We start from the raw sequence: 16,243 nt of genomic DNA, 5'->3' as shown, positions 1-16,243 counted from the left end.
GCTCGAAAGCCGCTGCACGGGCGCCGGCGCCATAGACAGGATAAAACGGGTTCGGCATCAGGATCGCAGGCTTGCCGGGACGCGGCCCGACATAGCGCGCCGCGGTAATCGCAGCGAAGAACAGCCCTTCGCGGCTGCCATTGAGCACGAGAATCTCGCTCTCGGGATCGAGCGACCGCGGCAGCTTGAACCGCGACGACAGCCAGGCGCCGGCGGCCTTGCGGAACGGCTCGATGCCCTTGCCGAGCGGGTAGCGCCCGAAATCGGCGATGTGCTTCGCCAGCACCGGGCCGACGAAGTCGGGCACCGGATGCTGGGGCTCGCCGACTGCAAGCGTGATCAAGGGCTTACCGGGCTGATGCGGTGCCAGCAGCTCGTTCAGCCGGATGAAGGGCGAGCGGTCGGTGTCGGAGCTTCCACCGGCCTGCGGCGCACGGGATGAAGCGGTCATAGCCATTCTGGGCGCCAGCACTCTTGGAACAGCCGGTCGCGCGAAAGCGCCGGCGGGAAGCGGTTCAGTTCACCATAGATAGGGCGAGGTTAAGACGCGATTAACCATCGGCCGCCCCCCGCGTCCAGAGCGGGAATATCGAGGCCGGATGGGCGTTGGGATCCATGGCGGCACCAACCCCTTCCGCTTGCTTGCGGAAGAGGGAGCGCACCGCTCTCCTGGCTCGATTCGCTCGTCAGTGCCCCGGCAGCTTCTCGAATGTCTTCATACCCGCAGGAATCGCATGGAACTCCTGCCTGTCGCAGGTGTAGATCGCCATCTGCGGCTGGAACTGTTCCGGCTCGTCCAGCGTGCCGACCTTCACGACTGCGGCCGGCAGGCCTGGAACCTTGGTCACCAGATGCGTGCCGCATTCGGCGCAAAATTCGCGCGTGACGGCGCGTTCGAGGTCCTTGCGCGTGAATTGCTTCGGTTGCCCGGTGATGTAGGTGAAGCCGGCCGCCGGCATCGCGATGAAAGTGTTGGGCGCTCCGCCCGAGATGTACTGGCACTCGCGGCAGTGACACTGAGCCTGCATCATCGGATCGCCTTCGGCCACGTAGCGCACCTCGCCGCAATAGCATCCACCTTCCAAACGCATGACGACCTCCCGATAGTTATCTTTGTAGGTCGATATTTCTGCGCCCGCCGCGCGGAATGGCAATCGTTTTCTTTTGCGCGCCTGCCAAAAAGAATGCGGCGCGATCGATGTTCAGGCCATGAATATTGCCTTGCGCCTATCGCTTGGCGAGGCCGCAGCCGTTGAAAGCTCGACTTCTCCAGCATCCGCTGCTCATGCATTCCGCTTCCTGTCGCACGCAAAATGTTGAGCCGCAATTCGGCTGACCGCCAAAGTTGACGCAAGCCACCGCGCAATTTCTGCGCATGATGGAGCAACTCATCACGTTGCCGCCCGGCGTAGCCTGTCCGCCCTCGCGCCGATCGGAAGGTGCAGCAGCCGCATTGTCATTGCGCTTTGCGGCGCGCTTCGGGTCGGGCTGCCTCCGATCGGCTTCTGCGCTCGGCGCTGATACCTTCGAAAAGCCGTAGCGACACGGCCAATAGGTTTCAGTGCGGACGCCTGCCCCTTTGGAATCCTTCAGTTCGATCACGATCTTGTACTGATAGGACGATCCGCGAGCGCGGTTCAGCGGATCCTTGTCGCCAATGATACCGTTGACGGAGATGGTACTGCTGCCGTCCGGTTCGATCTTGCCGTCATAGATCACAGAGCCGGGCTTGCCTGCATCCCCTAACACGGCGTGCAACACTCCGTCCTTGATGCGAAACACATATTGGCGATGCGATTCCGGAAAAGGCGGCTTGCTTTCGCAACTTTCGTTGGCGATCCAGGCCCCGTCGAAAGTCGTCGGGCGCTTCGCGCTTTCGATGGGTCTCGACAACAGCTCGATGCGGTATTTCGCGAGGTCTGCGAAGGCGCAGGACGGGAAGCGAAGCAGATGATCCCTGAATGCCGTGACGGTGCCGAGCGCGTCCGCGCCGCGCCAATGGTCGGCGGCCTCTGTACAAGGGTCAGTCCGGGGTGACGATGGTGTCAGCGCTGCGGTTTCGGCCTTGCCATTGAGGTAAAACTCGCCGAAGAACGACAGTGACAGCTCCGGGACCTGTGATCCCCTGGTGCGCTGATAGACGTCGGCGCCGATCGTCTGGAACACTGTGTTGATGTGGTCCTTGTCGCCGATGTGCTCAAGGAACGCACCGGTATAGGGACTGTTGCGGCCCTTGCCGTCGTCGGCTGTGCGACCGGCCTGGGTCGCATAGGAGATGATGGTGCCTTCCGGGCTCTCCATCTTGGCCAGCCCGCGGCCGACGGCCACGCCGCGACCCTGTCCGATGTTGCGCCGAAGCTCGTCAGCGAATGGATTGTCGCGGCAGGCGTCGAGCACGAGGATGCGCAGGTTCTTGGCCTGTTGCAGATCCGCCAGGATCTCGTCGGCGCGCACCAGGCGCCGCAGATCGACCTCGTCGCGCACGACAGCATCGATGGGCACCAGATAGTTGACGCCTGCGAATTGAAGCGCGTGGCCGCTGTAATAGAACAGGGCCACGTCGGCGCCGCGAGCCGCGCGCGCAAACCGAAGAACGGTTTCCTGCATGGCGGCTTGATCGAGATCGGTCACGACCAGAGGTTCGAATCCCGATCGCTTCAGGGCCGCGCCGACGTCGGCCGCATCATTGGTCGGATTCGCAAGGGTGGGAACGTTCCGGTAGGCACCGTTGCCGATTACCAGCGCGACGCGCTTGTCAGCCTTGGCGTCGAGGGCAGACAAGGCGAGCGACAGCAAACACAAGGTCATGTAACGCAACAGGCCCATGAAACCATGCTCCGGCGGGAGCATGATATTCACCAGTCTCGGGACAATGCAATTTGGGCTTTATGCAGGCCCAGCCGCTGCGACGATGCGGCGCGCCAAAAAGAAAGGGGCTCCAGCTTACGCTGGAGCCCCTCAACGGTCAGGGCATTGCCGGGTATGTGCCCGAACCGGAGTTGTGGACGGGGTCTCCGGGGAGATCCCGTCCGGGAGGAGACTTACATGTTGTAGGCGCGCTCGGTGTGCTCGGTGATGTCGAGGCCTTCACGCTCGCTCTCGACATTGGCACGGAGGCCAACGATCACATCGACGACCTTGTAGAGGATCGCCGAACCGACGCCCGACCACACCAGCGTGGTGCAGACGGCCTTGATCTGGGCGAGGATCTGCGTGGCGAAGTCGTAATCGGCAACCTTCGGCGGGATGGCCGTGTAGTCGACGATGCCGGCGCCGCCGAGCGCGGGGTTGACGAGAATGCCGGTGCCGATGGCGCCGACGATGCCGCCGATGCAGTGCACGCCGAACACGTCGAGCGAGTCATCGTAGCCGAGCGCGTTCTTCACGACGGTGCAGAAGAACAGGCAGACCACGCCGACGACGAGGCCGAGGACGATCGCGCCCATCACGCCGGAGAAGCCGGCGGCAGGCGTGACGGCCACGAGACCCGCGACGGCACCGGAGATGACGCCGAGCACGGAGGGATGACCCTTGATGATCCACTCCGCGAACATCCACGACAGCGCGGCGGCTGCGGTGGCGACGAAGGAGTTGGTCATGGCGAGCGCAGCGCCGCCATTGGCTTCCAGGTTGGAGCCGGCGTTGAAGCCGAACCAGCCGACCCAGAGCAGCGAGGCGCCGATCATCGACATGGTCAGCGAGTGCGGAGCCATCAGCTCCTTGCCGTAACCGACGCGCTTGCCGATCAGGAGAGCGCCGACGAGGCCTGCGATCCCGGCGTTGATGTGCACCACGGTGCCACCCGCGAAGTCGATCGCACCCATCTTGAAGATCCAGCCGGCGTCGGCGTTGAGCTCGTCGAGCTTGGCCTGCGCCGCGGTCTTCGCCGCCGCGTCAGTGGCATCGGCAAGCGCCTTGGCGGCATCCTGAATCGCGTCCGGGCCCGGCCAGTACCAGACCATGTGAGCGATCGGGAAGTAGATCAGCGTGACCCAGAGCGGGATGAACAGGGCGATCGCCGAGAACTTCATGCGCTCGGCGAAGGCGCCGACGATGAGTGCGGGCGTGATCGCCGCGAAGGTCATCTGGAAGCACATGTAGATGAGCTCCGAGATGTTGGCGTCGACCGAGAAGGTCGCGGCCTTCGAATCGGTGGTGACGCCCATCATGAAGGCCTTGGAGAAGCCGCCGATGAAGTCGGAGCCGCCGGTGAAGGCGAGGCTGTAGCCGTAGACGGCCCAGATCACGGTGACGACGCAGACGGTGTAGAACACCTGCATCAGGACGGAGAGCATGTTCTTGGAACGGACGAGACCGCCGTAGAACAGCGCGAGGCCGGGGATCGTCATCAACAGCACGAGCACTGTCGATGTCATCATCCAGGCGTTGTCTCCCTTGTTGACCGTTGGCTCGGCGTAGGCCGCGGTCGCAGCGAACAGGCCGACTGCGAGAGCCGCCAATCCCGCGCCATAGGGACGCTTGAACGTCATATTATTTACTCCTGATTGGTAAGGTTGAGCGCGAAATCAAAGGGCCGCGGCATCGGCCTCGCCGGTGCGGATGCGCACCGCATGGTCGAGGTTGATGACGAAGATCTTGCCGTCGCCGATCTGTCCGGTTTTCGCGGCGGACGTGATGGCGTCGATGGTCTTGTCGACCTGGTCGGAGGCGACAGCGACCTCGATCTTGATCTTGGGCAGGAAGCTCACGGCATATTCGGCGCCGCGATAGATTTCCGTATGGCCCTTCTGGCGGCCATACCCCTTGACTTCCGTCACCGTGAGACCGTGAACGCCGATGGCGGTCAGGGCGTCACGGACTTCTTCCAGCTTGAATGGCTTGATAATCGCCATAACAATTTTCATGGGTCCTATCCCCGCTTGGGCCCGGTCCGGACGTGGCCGGGCGTTTCTCGACTGGTTCGCCACGAGGGAGAAGTTTCACACGCGGGCACAGCCGGGACCCTAGAATCAAATGCCGTGCCAGATCGGACGTGTTGCCTAACGGATTATGAAAACGGGCGTTTTCGCGTTTGACGGGTATTTTGGTGCGGTGCGCTATTACGTCGCGCTCAAAACGTGATCATGCCTGCTCAAAACAAGGGCACGACAGGCTGTCGACACAATGTTGCTCATGTGTCGGGCAGCAGGAAGGTAATTGAGTAGTGTCGACCCTTATTGCAGGGCTTCACCGTGCTGCGAAATATCCAGTCCCTCGAGTTCGTGCTCACGGGATACGCGCAGGGGCACGAACAGACCGACCAGCTTGAGCAGGATGAAGCTCACGCCCGCCGACCAGACGAAGGTGACGGCGACCCCGTAGAATTGGATCAGAAGCTGCTGAGGATGGCCCTCCAGCAGACCGGCGGTGCCGCCGATGGCGCTGGTCGCGAACACGCCGGCAAGCAGGGTGCCGGTCAGGCCGCCGATGCCGTGGACGCCGAATACGTCGAGCGAATCGTCATAGTCGAAGCGGTGCTTCAGCCAGGTACAGGCCCAGTAGCAGACCGCACCGGCAACGATGCCGATGACGATGCCGTGCCAGGGTGCGACGAAGCCCGAGGCCGGCGTGATAGTGCCGAGCCCGGCCACCGCGCCGGAGATGATGCCGAGCACGGAGGGCTTGCGCCGCGTCGACCATTCGATCGCGCCCCATGTCAGCGCGCCGGCACAGGCGGCAAGGTGGGTCGCGATGATCGCCATCACCGCGCGTGAATTGGCCGCCAGCGCCGAGCCGCCGTTGAAGCCGAACCAGCCGACCCACAACAGGCCGGTGCCCATCACCGCGAGCGAGAGATCGAACGGCGAGAGATTCTCGGTGCCGTAGCCGTGACGGCGCCCCATCACCTTGGCCGCAACGAGGCCGCCGGTGCCGGCCGACAGGTGCACCACGAGACCGCCGGCGAAATCCAAAACGCCCATGCTGGCAAGGAAGCCGCCGCCCCACACCCAATGCGCCAGCGGAATGTAGACGAAGATGAACCAGGCGACCGCGAACAGGAGATAGGCGGAGAACCGCATGCGGTCGGCGACCGAGCCTGCGACCAGCGCCACGGTAATGACAGCAAAGGTCATCTGGTACAGCATGAACAGCGATTCCGGGATGGTCTTCGCCGCCGGGTTGACGCTGTCCATGGTCATGCCGGTGAGAAACCAGCGGTCGAGCGTGCCGATCCACGGGCCGTCGCCGACGAAGCACAGCGAATAGCCGAACGCCACCCAGAGAATGGAGATCAGCATCACTGCGGCGAGGCTCTGCGCCATGGTGGCGAGCACGTTCTTCTTGCGCACCATGCCGGAATAGAACAGCGCAAGCCCCGGGATCGTCATCATCAGCACCAGCGCGGTGGCGACGATCATCCAGGCCGTATCGGCCGTGTTGATCTCCGACCCGGCGGCCGCTGCCGGCGAAGCCATGATCGGCACAATCCCGATCGGCGCAGCCACGGCGGCTGCGCGGCGCAACAATCCCGCCATGTCGTTCCCCCCGGCATCATTGGCGTCGCACACTGTGGTCGTTGCCCGGTGCGATCGAAGAAGATCAAAGCGTTTTCAAGCGAAGTGGATACCGGTTCGCGTGAAGAAAACGCGTCAAAACAAGAATCTAGAGCGCGTCGCTGTCGGTTTCGCCGGTGCGGATGCGCAGCGCATGGTCGATCGGCGTGACGAAGATCTTGCCGTCGCCGATCTGCCCGGTGCGCGCGGTCGCGGTGATCACGCTGACCGCCTTGTCCGCAACGTCGGAGGCGACCGCGATCTCGATGCGCAGCTTGGGCAGGAAGTTCACGACATATTCGGCGCCGCGATAAATCTCGGTGTGGCCCTTCTGCCGGCCGTAACCCTTCACCTCGGTCACGGTCATGCCGTGGACGCCGATCGCGGTCAGGGCCTGGCGGACCTCATCGAGCTTGAAGGGTTTGATAATCGCGACGACGAGTTTCATGGTCAGGCCTATTTCCCGGGATGCGCCGCGCCGTCTGTCCCCGGCGCAACGTCAATCTGGCATCTTTCCGGGCAAATGGCATAAAAAAGTTGCAGATTGAAGCGGAAAAACGATTGGGCATGTGAACGGCCGCCTCTGTACAAGGCAACCGTTCATCATTCACAATGCAGTTTTGGCATGGATACAGTGAACCCGCGCCGGTCGAGCGGTACATAAGAATTTTGGGGGACGCTTCATGGCGAGTTGGTTCTACGCATCCGAGGGCAAGCAGCAGGGGCCTTTTCCGGAAGGGCAATTCCGCGATCTCGTCGCTCAGGGCATCGTGCGCCCGGATACGCTGGTATGGACCGAGGGCATGGCCGGCTGGCAGAAGGCCGCCGAAATCCCCGGCCTGATCGGAGGCGGCGGCGCGCCGCCGATGATGCCGGCCGGAGGCCCGCCGATGATGGGTTCCGGCGGCTACGCCGGCACGGGCAGCGGCGGCTCGCTGGCGGTCGATTTCGGCATTCTGGAATTCACCTGGCGCAGCATCGTGATGCTGATCGGCATGTGCTTCATCATCCCGATGCCGTGGGTGTTCGTCTGGTACACGAAATGGATCGTGTCCTGCGTGAAGGTCCCGGGCCGGCCCAATTTCAGCTTCACCGGCACCGCGATGGCCCTGGTGCCCTGGTTCTTCGGCTTCATCGTCCTGGCGATCGCGATCGGCTACCTCGGCAGTCAGTTGCTGAGCAATTTGCTGTTCATCGTCCAGTTCGTTCTCTACTGGCTCTTGATCAAATGGATGGTCGCCAACCTCGCCTCCAACGGGCAGCCGCTGGGCTTGAGCTTCACCGGCTCGATCTGGGCCTATATCGGCTGGAATCTGCTGTTCGCGATCTCGATTATCACCATCATCGGCTGGGCCTGGGTCGCTGCGGCTCAGATGCGCTGGTTCTGCCGCAGCATCGAAGGCACGCGCCGTGAGATCGTCTTCAAGGGCAGTGGTCTCGACATCCTCTGGCGCGGCATCGTCGCCGCGATCCTGAGCAGCCTCATCATCCCGATTCCGTGGGTGTATCGCTGGATCATGAACTGGTTCGCATCCCAGACCGAGCTCGTTCCGCGCGGCTCGCTCGGAGCGTGACCCGGAAAGCCATGAGCGCGATCTATCGCGCCGATGGAGCTATGCCCTCCGCTCGCGCACGGAGCCTTCCTGCGCGACGGAGGCGACCAGCGTGCCGTCAGGCTTGAAGATCGAGCCGCGCGTCAGGCCGCGGCCGCCTTGGGCGCTCGGCGAATCCTGGGCGTAGAGCAGCCATTCGTCGGCGCGGAAGGGGCGGTGAAACCACATCGCGTGGTCGAGGCTCGCAGGCATCATGCGCTTGTCGAACAGCGTGCGGCCATAGCGCGCCATGATCGCATCCAGCAGCGAGAAGTCGGAAGCGTAGGCAAGCGCGCACATATGCAGTGCCGGATCGTCGGGCAGCTTCGCTGCGGTCCTGATCCAGACGTGAATGCGGCCGTCGTCGATCTTCTGGCCGAAATAGCGGCCGAGTTCGACCGGGCGCAGCTCGATCGGACGATCGGATTCATAGTAGCGGCGGATGAACTCCGGCATCTCCTTGAACATCGGCTGCTTCGCAACCTCCTCCGCCGTGAGTTTTTCCGGCGGCGGCACATCTGGCATCCTGTCCTGATGGTCGAACGCACTCTCCTCCTCGGCGTGGAACGACACCATGATCGAGAAGATCGCATTGCCGTGCTGGATCGCGGTGACGCGGCGGGTCGAGTAGCTCTTGCCGTCGCGCAGGCGCTCGACCTGATAGATGATCGGGATCTGCGGATCGCCCGGCAGGATGAAATAACAATGCAGCGAATGCGGCAGCCGGCCCTCGACGGTGCGGCAGGCAGCGACCATCGCCTGCCCGATCACCTGGCCGCCGAACACCCGCTGCCAGCTCGTCTTCGGGCTGTTGCCGCGGAACAGATTCACCTCGAGCTGTTCGAGGTCGAGGATCGAAATGAGGTCGATCAGGCTTTTGGACATGATGGTGCTTTCGCCTTGTCGTCATTCCGGGGCGATGCGGAGCATTGAACCCGGAATCTCGAGCCAAAACCTCGTCATTCCGGGGTTCGCGCTCTGCGCGCCCCGGAATGACAGGAGGAAGCTGCCCTTGTTTCACCGCACTGTTTCGCCCAGCTCAAGTCTGCTAGCAAGACCGAGAATTGACCGGGAAACTTGGTATGTCGGTACAGGGTAGCATTGTCATCGGTGGCGGCGCGTTTGCAGGGCTTGCGCTGGCCCTGGCGCTGCGCCAGGGGCTCGGGCCCGAGATTCCCGTCATCGTCGCCGATCCCGCGCTCGGCACACGGCCGAGCCGAGATCCCCGCGCCACGGCGATCGTCACCGCCTGCCGCCGCCTGTTCGAGGCGATCGGCGCCTGGGACGGCGTCAGGAGCGAGGCCCAGCCGATCCTCGACATGGTCGTCACCGATTCCAGGCTGGAGGACGCCACCCGTCCGGTGTTCCTGAATTTTGCCGGCGACGTCGCTCCCGGCGAGCCCTTTGCGCACATGGTCGAGAACCGCCGCCTGATCGATGCGCTGGTCGTGCGCGCCGAAGCCGAGGGCGTCGATCTTCGCGCCACCACGGTGGCGTCCTACGATGCGCGCGCAGACGGCATCGACGTGACGCTCGGCGACGGCAGCGTGATCGCCGCGAGCCTTTTGATCGCCGCCGATGGCGCGCGGTCGAAGCTGCGCGAGCGCGCCGGCATCGCCACTCATGGCTGGGAGTATGACCAGTCCGGCATCGTCGTCACCGTCGGCCACGAGCGCGACCACGAGGGGCGCGCCGAAGAACATTTCCTGCCGGCGGGCCCGTTCGCGATCCTGCCGCTGTCGGGAAAGCGTTCGTCGCTGGTGTGGACCGAGCGCCGAGCCGAGGCCGCGCGCATCGTTGCGCTCAGCGACGAAGAATTTCACAGTGAGCTCGAGCAGCGTTTCGGCCTGCATCTCGGCGAGGTGAAGGCGCTCGACAAGCCGCGCGCGTTTCCGCTGTCCTATTTCGTCGCGCGTTCCTTCATCGCCGAGCGCCTCGCGCTGGTCGGCGATGCCGCCCACGTCATCCACCCGATTGCGGGGCAGGGCCTCAACATGGGGCTGAAGGACGTCGCGGCGCTGGCGGAGGTCGTGGTCGATGCCGCGCGGCTGGGTATGGATATCGGCGGGGCGGATGTGCTCGAACGCTACCAGCGCTGGCGCCGCTTCGACACCATGGCGATGGGCGTTGCCACCAACTCGCTGAACTTCCTGTTCTCCAACGAGTCGACGCTGTTGCGCACGGTGCGCGACATCGGCCTCGGCCTTGTCGACCGCGCCCCGCCGCTGAAGAACCTCTTCATCCGCCAGGCCGCCGGGCTCACCGGCGAGGTACCGCGGCTGCTGAAGGGCGAGGCGTTGTAGAAGCGAATGGGGAATGGCGAATAGCGAGTGGTGTCCATTCGCTATTCGCCACCTCCTACTCGCCAAGCCTCAATCGATCTTGCGCGCCTCTTCCGGCAGCATGATCGGGATGCCGTCGCGAATGGGATAGGCGAGCTTGGCGCTGCGCGAGATCAGCTCCTGCTTTGCAGGATCGAACTCCAGCGGGCCCTTGGTCAGCGGGCAGACCAGAATCTCCAGCAATTTCGGATCGACGCTGGCTTCGGGACGTTCGGTGGGCGCGTTCATTGGGGTCTCCGGCAGTCGGTTGCCTTTAGCATGGAAATTCGCGCCCGCCCATCGCGAGCCAAGAGCGCAGTGCGATCGGGATGCTCTAGGCGGAGACCATCGCCAGGAGCTCGTCGAGCAGGGCCTGAAGCCGCGCGGCCGGCACCGGCGGGCCCGACAGCGCGAAGCCGAGAAATGTCCAGTACAGGATCTGCGCGCGGGCCTGGGCCGCCGCCGGGGTGAGCCCACGCTCTTCCAGGAGACCTTCGATATAGTCGAGCCTGCGGCGGTCGATCGCGCGCACGGCGCCTTGTGCCGCGGCATCGAAGGCCGCCCAATTGCGCACCGCGCGTTCGAGATCGAGCCGCGCGCCGAACGACCTGCGCAGCAGCGCCGTCAACGGCTCGTCGCCGGCGGCCTCGACGTCGGCGATGATCTGCTCCGCCGCGATCTTGCGCCAGCGTTTCAGCACCGCGGCCTGGAAGGCACCGAGATCGGCGAAATGCCAATAGAAGCTGCCGCGCGACACGCCCATCACCTTTGCCAGCGGATCGGCCTTGAGCGCGGTGAAGCCGCTCCTGGCCAGCGCCTTGAGGCCTTCCTTGATCCAGTCGTCGGCGGAGAGCTGTTCGGTCATGTCGGGTTCCCGGGTCCGACCATACACTAGTGTATTGACAGGCGGTCGGCCAGCGCCTATCTGTCCATACAGTGGTGTATGGATATCGGGCGAGGTCTGCTGATGCGTGATCTGCTGCTGCAATGTGCCGGCGCCGCGGGAATCGTGGTCGCCCTGATCCATGGCGTGCTGGGCGAAACCAAGGTGTTCGCCAAGGCGACCATCACCCCGGAAAGCCTGCGCACGTTGATCCGGCTGGTCTGGCAGGCCGGTACGGTCGCCTGGATCGGCGGCGGCGCGCTCCTGCTTGCCGCCCCCATGTTGGGATCGGACAGCGCGCGGCACTGGATCGTCGCGACGATTGTCACCGTCTACGGTTTTGCAGCCGTCGCCAACGCCTGGTGGTCGCGCGGCCGCGGCTTCGGCTGGAAGGCACTCGCCGCCGTGGTTGCGCTGGCGATCGCCGGATACTGAACCCCCGATGCACGCCAGAGGAGAAGCCCGATGAGCGACCGTGTCCGTCTGTCCATCGACGATGGCGTGGCCCATGTTCGGCTGAATCGTCCGGACAAGATTAATGCGCTCGACCCCGCGATGTTCGAAGCGATTGTCGACGCCGGCACGCAGCTTCGCTCGCGCAATGACATCCGCGTCGCCGTTCTCTCCGGCGAGGGGCGCGCATTTTGCGCAGGCCTCGATCTGGACCGCCTTCTCGCCACTGTGAAGCACGAAACGCTGCTCCCATCCGTCGACCTGACACGCCGAACCCACGGCATTGCGAACTATGCCCAGCACCTCGTCTGGCTCTGGCGCGAACTGCCCGTGCCGGTGATCGCAGCGGTGCACGGCGTTGCCTTCGGCGGCGGCCTTCAACTCGCGCTCGGCGCGGACCTGCGCTATCTCGCGCCCGATACCAAGCTCGCGGTCATCGAGACGAAATGGGGGCTGGTGCCGGATATGTGCGGCACGCAATTGATGCGCCATCTCGCGCGCGAGGATGTGGTGCGGGAGCTGACCTACACCGGGCGCATTTTTTCGGCCGACGAAGCGCTGACTTACGGCTTTGCGACGCGGCTTGCCGATGATCCCGTCGCCGCCGCGCTGGCAACGGCGCGCGACATTGCGGGCCGCAGCCCCGATGCGATCCGTGCCGCCAAGCGACTGCTCAACCTGTCCGCAACTTGCGACGCGGCGTCCGGTCTCGCCGCGGAGACCGCTGAACAGGCCGGACTGCTTGGATCCGTCAATCATCTCGAAGCGGCCAGGAGCAATCTGGAACGTCGTGCGCCAAGATGGAGTTTCGCATGACGCTGACGCTCGTCACCGGCGGCACAGGTCATCTCGGCCGGGATGTCGTCGATCGCCTGGTTCGCGACGGCCGTCGCGTCCGGGTGTTTGCGCGATCGCCGGGCATGCGATCGGACGTCGAATGGGCCGCAGGCGATCTCGCCACGGGCGCCGGGTTGCGCGAAGCACTGCGTGACGTCGATACGGTCATCAACGCGGCGACGCATTCGCCGATCGCACGGCGCGGCGGCGTACGTCCGATCGATTTCTTCAGATCGCCCTCCGCCGTGGACGTCGAGGGAACGGAGCGGCTGCTGTCGCTCTGCGGGGAGGCCGGCATCCGGCACTTCCTGCACGTTTCGATCGTCGGGCTCGACCAAGCGACCCTGCCCTACGCGCGGGTCAAGCTCGCGGGTGAACGGCTGGTGCGTACGTCAGCGCTGTCCTGGTCCATCGTCCGCGCAATGCCGTTCTATTACCTGCTCGACAAGTTGCTCTCGGGCCTCGTCTGGCTTCCGGTGTGGCCGGTGCCGACGACGCTGTTCGATCCCGTCGCTACGTCGGATGTCGCCGATCACGTTCTGGCTTGCGCGTTCGACGGGCAGCGCGGCGCGCGCGCCGAGATCGGCGGCCCCGAAGCGCTCGATCTCGTTGCCATCGTCCGCCAATACAGGGATGCAAGGCGGCTGCACCGGAAAATCCTGCCAGTCGGCCTGTCCGAGGCGAAGGCGCGCGGCATGGGCTTGGTCATCAGCCAAGGCGCGCGCGGACGTCTCCGCTGGGAGGACTGGCTGCAGCGCAACTATCCGGGACTGCGAAGTGCGGCCTAGCGCAACTGGCGAGGTGAGCAGTGCACCCGACCCGTGAGGCGTAAGGCCGCAGCGATCCAGCGAAAGCATGCTGCATGCGGAGAGCGCTGATCTTTTTGGCGATCGTTAGAACAACTCTAAATGCAAATGGCCTCGTACCGGATTGACTTCACCATCACCTTTGCTTCCTTCAGCTCCGCTTCGCGGCTCGCGTAGCGCGCACGACAGAGGAGGAGATTTTCGTGAAGGTCATTCGTGTTGTTGCCATTGCACTGACGGTCGGGATGAGCATGGGGTCGGCCGCCATGGCCGACGGTTTCAAGGATTGCACCAAGCTCGACAAGGCGTCGTGGAAACCGGCCAGCGAAGCCGAAGCCAAGGCCAAGGCGCTGGGCTATGAAGTGCGGCGGTCCAAGATCGAAGGCTCGTGCTACGAGGTCTACGGCGTCAAGGAAGGCAAGCTCTACGAGCTGTTCTACAGCCCCGAAGATCTCAGCCTGAAGCACACGATCGCCAAGTGAACTGCGACGTCGGTCGCGCTACGCAATCTGCGCACAGCAAGGCTTGAGGGTGGTCTTCGCTTGATCGAACAAGCGCCAGACGCGCGCGGGGTGTCCGACCGGAGCCCCGCCGAGCGAACTGTTTCGCGGACGCTCGCGGTCTGGGATCTCCCGCTGCGCCTCTGGCACTGGGCTCTCGCGGCCGGCGTTCTGGTCGCGTGGTTCACGCCGACGGTTCATGACGGCCTTCACCGCGTAGCCGGCTATACGGTGCTGGGACTACTCGCTTTTCGCCTGGTCTGGGGCTTCTGGGGAAGCCGCTATTCGCGCTTCCGGATGGTCGGGGTCAGGCTTCGCGCGGCGCCTCGCTATCTCTGGAATCTGCGCCGCGGCATCACCGGCCGCTATATCGGGCTCAATCCCGCCGGCACCTTGATGCTGGTCGCGCTCTTGGTCTCGCTCGCCGTCTCGGCGATCACGGGCGCGATGTCGGTGACCGTCACCTTCTTCGGCGTCTGGTGGGTCGAGGACACCCACCACTATTCGTCGGACGCCGTCATCGTCCTGGTCGTGCTCCACGTTGCCGGCGTGGTGCTGATGGGACTTCTCCAGCGCGAGAATCTGATCCGCGCGATGATCACCGGGCGCAAGCGCATCCGGCATCATTCGTAGAATTTTTGAAGGCTACATTCCCTCCTCGTCATGGCCGTGGGCTTGTCCAGCACAAGCCCGGGCATGATGGAGCTTGCAGTGCCTCACTGCAACGGCGGATCGCCGCTGGTGCGCTTCTTGGCGAGATCCATCTCGGTGACGGCGATCAGGATCTCGGCGCGGGTCTTCAAGTCGGGCGCCTCCAGCATCGCCTGCTTCTCCGCGGGGCCATAGGGCGACATCATCGCCAGCGCGTTGACCAGCGCCTCGTTGGGCGCGCTCTCGACGCCTTCCCAGTCGACCTTGAGATTGTTGGCCTTCAGAAAGTCCGCCAGCACCGCCAGCAGCGCTTCGCGATCGACCTCGTCCTCGCCCATGCGGGCGGTGAAATCGTCGACGAAGGCGAAGAAATCCACCTTGCACTGCCGGTAGGCGGTAAGCACGTCGAGCTCCTCGACCACCTTGAAGCGCGCGACGCCGGTGAGCTCGAGGATGTAGCGGCCGTCGCCGGATTCGGCGAGCTGGGTGATGCGACCAACGCAGCCGACGCGGAACAGCGCCGGCTTGTCGGAATTCTTCGGCGAGTGCGCCACGTCGGGCTGGATCATGCCGATCAGGCGATGGCCGTCGCGGAAGCAATCGTCGACCATCGAAAGGTAGCGCGGCTCGAAGATGTTGAGCGGCATCTGGCCACGGGGCAGCAGCAGCGCGCCCGGCAGCGGAAAGACCGGAATGATCTCCGGGAGGTCGGCGGGCCCGCGATATTCGATGTTGATCGGCATCTGCCCGGTCCCCCTGGCGTTGCCAGTACGTCCCTATGAAAACAGGACCGTCGACAGACGCTTGCGTCCCTCGACGGTTGCATCATCCGTGCCGCCCCAGGCCTCGAAGAACTGCACCAGCTGCTTGCGGGCGCCGTCGTCGTTCCACTTGCGGTCGCGCTTGACGATCTCGAGCAACTGCTCGGTCGCCGCTGCGCGGTTGCCTTGCGCGTTGAGCGCGGTGGCGAGGTCGAATCGGGCCTGATGATCGAGCGGGTTTGCGGCGACTTTCTGTTCCAGCTCGGCGACCGGTCCAAGCGATTTCGCCTGCTCGGCGAGATCGATCGCGGTCTGCACGGCCTTCACGGCCGGATCGTTGCGCTTGGATTCCGGCACCATGGCCAGCGTCTGCTTGGCCTGCTCCATCGCGCCGGAGACGGTGTAGCACTTCGCAAGGCCGGCAAGCGCCGCGATATTGGTCGAATCATGCTGGAGCGCCTCGGCGTAGATCTGCGCCGCCGCCGCCGTGTCGCCCTCGGCGAGCACCGCTTCGGCCTCCTGCACGATCTCGGCGACATTGACCTCGCCCGGTGCGGTGACACCCTTGGTCAGCCGTTCGATGAAGGCATTGACCTGACTCTCCGGTACCGCGCCCATGAAGCCGTCGGCCGGCTGGCCGTTGACGAAGGCGATCACGGCCGGGATCGACTGGATGCCCATCTGGCCCGGGATCGCCGGATGATGGTCGATGTTCATCTTGACCAGCTTGACCTTGCCCTTGGCCGCCTTCACCGCCTTCTCCAGCACGGGCGTGAGCTGCTTGCAGGGGCCGCACCACTCCGCCCAGAAATCGATCAGCACCGGCTGGCGCTTCGATTCCTCGATCACGTCCTTCACGAAGGTCTGGGTGGTGGTGTCCTTGATCAGGTCGGCCGCAGCCGGGCCCGCCGCTCCGTTACCCTGGTCGATGATCGTCACGGGATC

The 16,243-nt window shown here is 64.3% G+C and carries 19 protein-coding genes; 7 read left to right on the top strand and 12 right to left on the bottom strand.

Annotated features, from left to right (window positions below; genetic code table 11):
• The 7 genes from IC50_RS09130 to IC50_RS09100 form a co-directional block, all read right to left on the bottom strand.
• The coding region (locus IC50_RS09130; RefSeq protein ID WP_035703207.1) for an aminotransferase class I/II-fold pyridoxal phosphate-dependent enzyme at nt 1-457 on the bottom strand (457 nt) is incomplete at its 3' end.
• A gap of 229 nt (nt 458-686) precedes the next feature.
• Nucleotides 687-1,091, bottom strand: coding sequence for a GFA family protein (locus IC50_RS09125; RefSeq protein ID WP_035703206.1), 405 nt, complete (start codon nt 1,089-1,091; stop codon nt 687-689).
• A 136-nt stretch (nt 1,092-1,227) separates the two neighbouring features.
• Complete coding sequence (locus IC50_RS09120; RefSeq protein WP_035703204.1) at nt 1,228-2,850, bottom strand: caspase family protein; 1,623 nt, start codon at nt 2,848-2,850, stop codon at nt 1,228-1,230.
• A 191-nt stretch (nt 2,851-3,041) separates the two neighbouring features.
• Nucleotides 3,042-4,490, bottom strand: coding sequence for an ammonium transporter (locus IC50_RS09115; RefSeq protein ID WP_035703199.1), 1,449 nt, complete (start codon nt 4,488-4,490; stop codon nt 3,042-3,044).
• A gap of 36 nt (nt 4,491-4,526) precedes the next feature.
• Complete coding sequence (locus IC50_RS09110) at nt 4,527-4,865, bottom strand: P-II family nitrogen regulator (protein WP_008142813.1); 339 nt, start codon at nt 4,863-4,865, stop codon at nt 4,527-4,529.
• 309 nt (nt 4,866-5,174) lie between these two features.
• Nucleotides 5,175-6,476, bottom strand: coding sequence for an ammonium transporter (locus IC50_RS09105; RefSeq protein ID WP_035703197.1), 1,302 nt, complete (start codon nt 6,474-6,476; stop codon nt 5,175-5,177).
• Between the two features lie 127 nt (nt 6,477-6,603).
• Nucleotides 6,604-6,942, bottom strand: a complete 339-nt coding sequence (locus IC50_RS09100) for a P-II family nitrogen regulator (RefSeq protein ID WP_028176997.1) — start codon at nt 6,940-6,942, stop codon at nt 6,604-6,606.
• Nucleotides 6,943-7,177: 235 nt separating this feature from the next.
• Between IC50_RS09100 and IC50_RS09095 the strand changes: the two genes are divergently transcribed.
• The gene (locus IC50_RS09095) at nt 7,178-8,068 is read left to right on the top strand and encodes a DUF4339 domain-containing protein (protein WP_035703195.1); all 891 of its coding nucleotides are present in this window, start codon (nt 7,178-7,180) and stop codon (nt 8,066-8,068) included.
• Nucleotides 8,069-8,107: 39 nt separating this feature from the next.
• On the opposite strand, the gene tesB is transcribed toward IC50_RS09095, so the two are convergent.
• Nucleotides 8,108-8,971: an acyl-CoA thioesterase II gene (tesB, locus tag IC50_RS09090; protein WP_035703194.1), complete on the bottom strand. Its 864-nt coding sequence runs from the start codon at nt 8,969-8,971 to the stop codon at nt 8,108-8,110.
• Between the two features lie 197 nt (nt 8,972-9,168).
• Between tesB and IC50_RS09085 the strand changes: the two genes are divergently transcribed.
• The gene (locus IC50_RS09085) at nt 9,169-10,389 is read left to right on the top strand and encodes a ubiquinone biosynthesis hydroxylase (protein WP_035703193.1); all 1,221 of its coding nucleotides are present in this window, start codon (nt 9,169-9,171) and stop codon (nt 10,387-10,389) included.
• Nucleotides 10,390-10,458: 69 nt separating this feature from the next.
• Here the strand turns inward: IC50_RS09085 and IC50_RS09080 are convergent, their stop codons facing one another.
• Nucleotides 10,459-10,656, bottom strand: coding sequence for a Trm112 family protein (locus IC50_RS09080; RefSeq protein ID WP_035703192.1), 198 nt, complete (start codon nt 10,654-10,656; stop codon nt 10,459-10,461).
• A gap of 85 nt (nt 10,657-10,741) precedes the next feature.
• The gene (locus tag IC50_RS09075) at nt 10,742-11,272 is read right to left on the bottom strand and encodes a TetR/AcrR family transcriptional regulator (RefSeq protein WP_035703191.1); all 531 of its coding nucleotides are present in this window, start codon (nt 11,270-11,272) and stop codon (nt 10,742-10,744) included.
• A 102-nt stretch (nt 11,273-11,374) separates the two neighbouring features.
• Between IC50_RS09075 and IC50_RS09070 the strand changes: the two genes are divergently transcribed.
• The 5 genes from IC50_RS09070 (at nt 11,375) to IC50_RS09050 (ending at nt 14,519) form a co-directional block, all read left to right on the top strand.
• Nucleotides 11,375-11,725 carry a hypothetical protein gene (locus tag IC50_RS09070; protein ID WP_035703203.1) on the top strand — a complete coding sequence of 117 codons (351 nt, stop codon included), beginning with the start codon at nt 11,375-11,377 and terminating at the stop codon, nt 11,723-11,725.
• A 30-nt stretch (nt 11,726-11,755) separates the two neighbouring features.
• Nucleotides 11,756-12,559 carry a crotonase/enoyl-CoA hydratase family protein gene (locus IC50_RS09065; RefSeq protein ID WP_035703190.1) on the top strand — a complete coding sequence of 268 codons (804 nt, stop codon included), beginning with the start codon at nt 11,756-11,758 and terminating at the stop codon, nt 12,557-12,559.
• Entirely contained in the window at nt 12,556-13,368 is an 813-nt protein-coding gene (locus IC50_RS09060; protein WP_035703201.1) for an SDR family oxidoreductase, read from the top strand. Before IC50_RS09065 ends, IC50_RS09060 begins: the two co-directional genes overlap by 4 nt.
• A 221-nt stretch (nt 13,369-13,589) precedes the next feature.
• Entirely contained in the window at nt 13,590-13,868 is a 279-nt protein-coding gene (locus tag IC50_RS09055; protein WP_035703189.1) for a PepSY domain-containing protein, read from the top strand.
• Between the two features lie 60 nt (nt 13,869-13,928).
• A complete protein-coding gene (locus tag IC50_RS09050; RefSeq protein ID WP_035703187.1) occupies nt 13,929-14,519 on the top strand; it encodes a cytochrome b/b6 domain-containing protein in 591 nt (196 codons plus the stop codon).
• Nucleotides 14,520-14,602: 83 nt separating this feature from the next.
• Here the strand turns inward: IC50_RS09050 and IC50_RS09045 are convergent, their stop codons facing one another.
• Both IC50_RS09045 and trxA read right to left on the bottom strand, forming a co-directional pair.
• Nucleotides 14,603-15,280 (bottom strand): LON peptidase substrate-binding domain-containing protein, encoded by a 678-nt coding sequence (locus IC50_RS09045; RefSeq protein ID WP_035703185.1) that lies wholly within the window; start codon nt 15,278-15,280, stop codon nt 14,603-14,605.
• Nucleotides 15,281-15,313: 33 nt separating this feature from the next.
• A complete protein-coding gene (gene trxA / locus IC50_RS09040) occupies nt 15,314-16,237 on the bottom strand; it encodes a thioredoxin (protein ID WP_035703183.1) in 924 nt (307 codons plus the stop codon).
• Nucleotides 16,238-16,243: the final 6 nt, after the last annotated feature.

Source organism: Bradyrhizobium genomosp. I (2014), assembly GCF_000261685.1.
Lineage (GTDB): Bacteria > Pseudomonadota > Alphaproteobacteria > Rhizobiales > Xanthobacteraceae > Bradyrhizobium.
The sequence above is the reverse complement of the archived record's forward strand: the minus strand, read 5'-3'. Positions and strand labels throughout refer to the sequence as shown.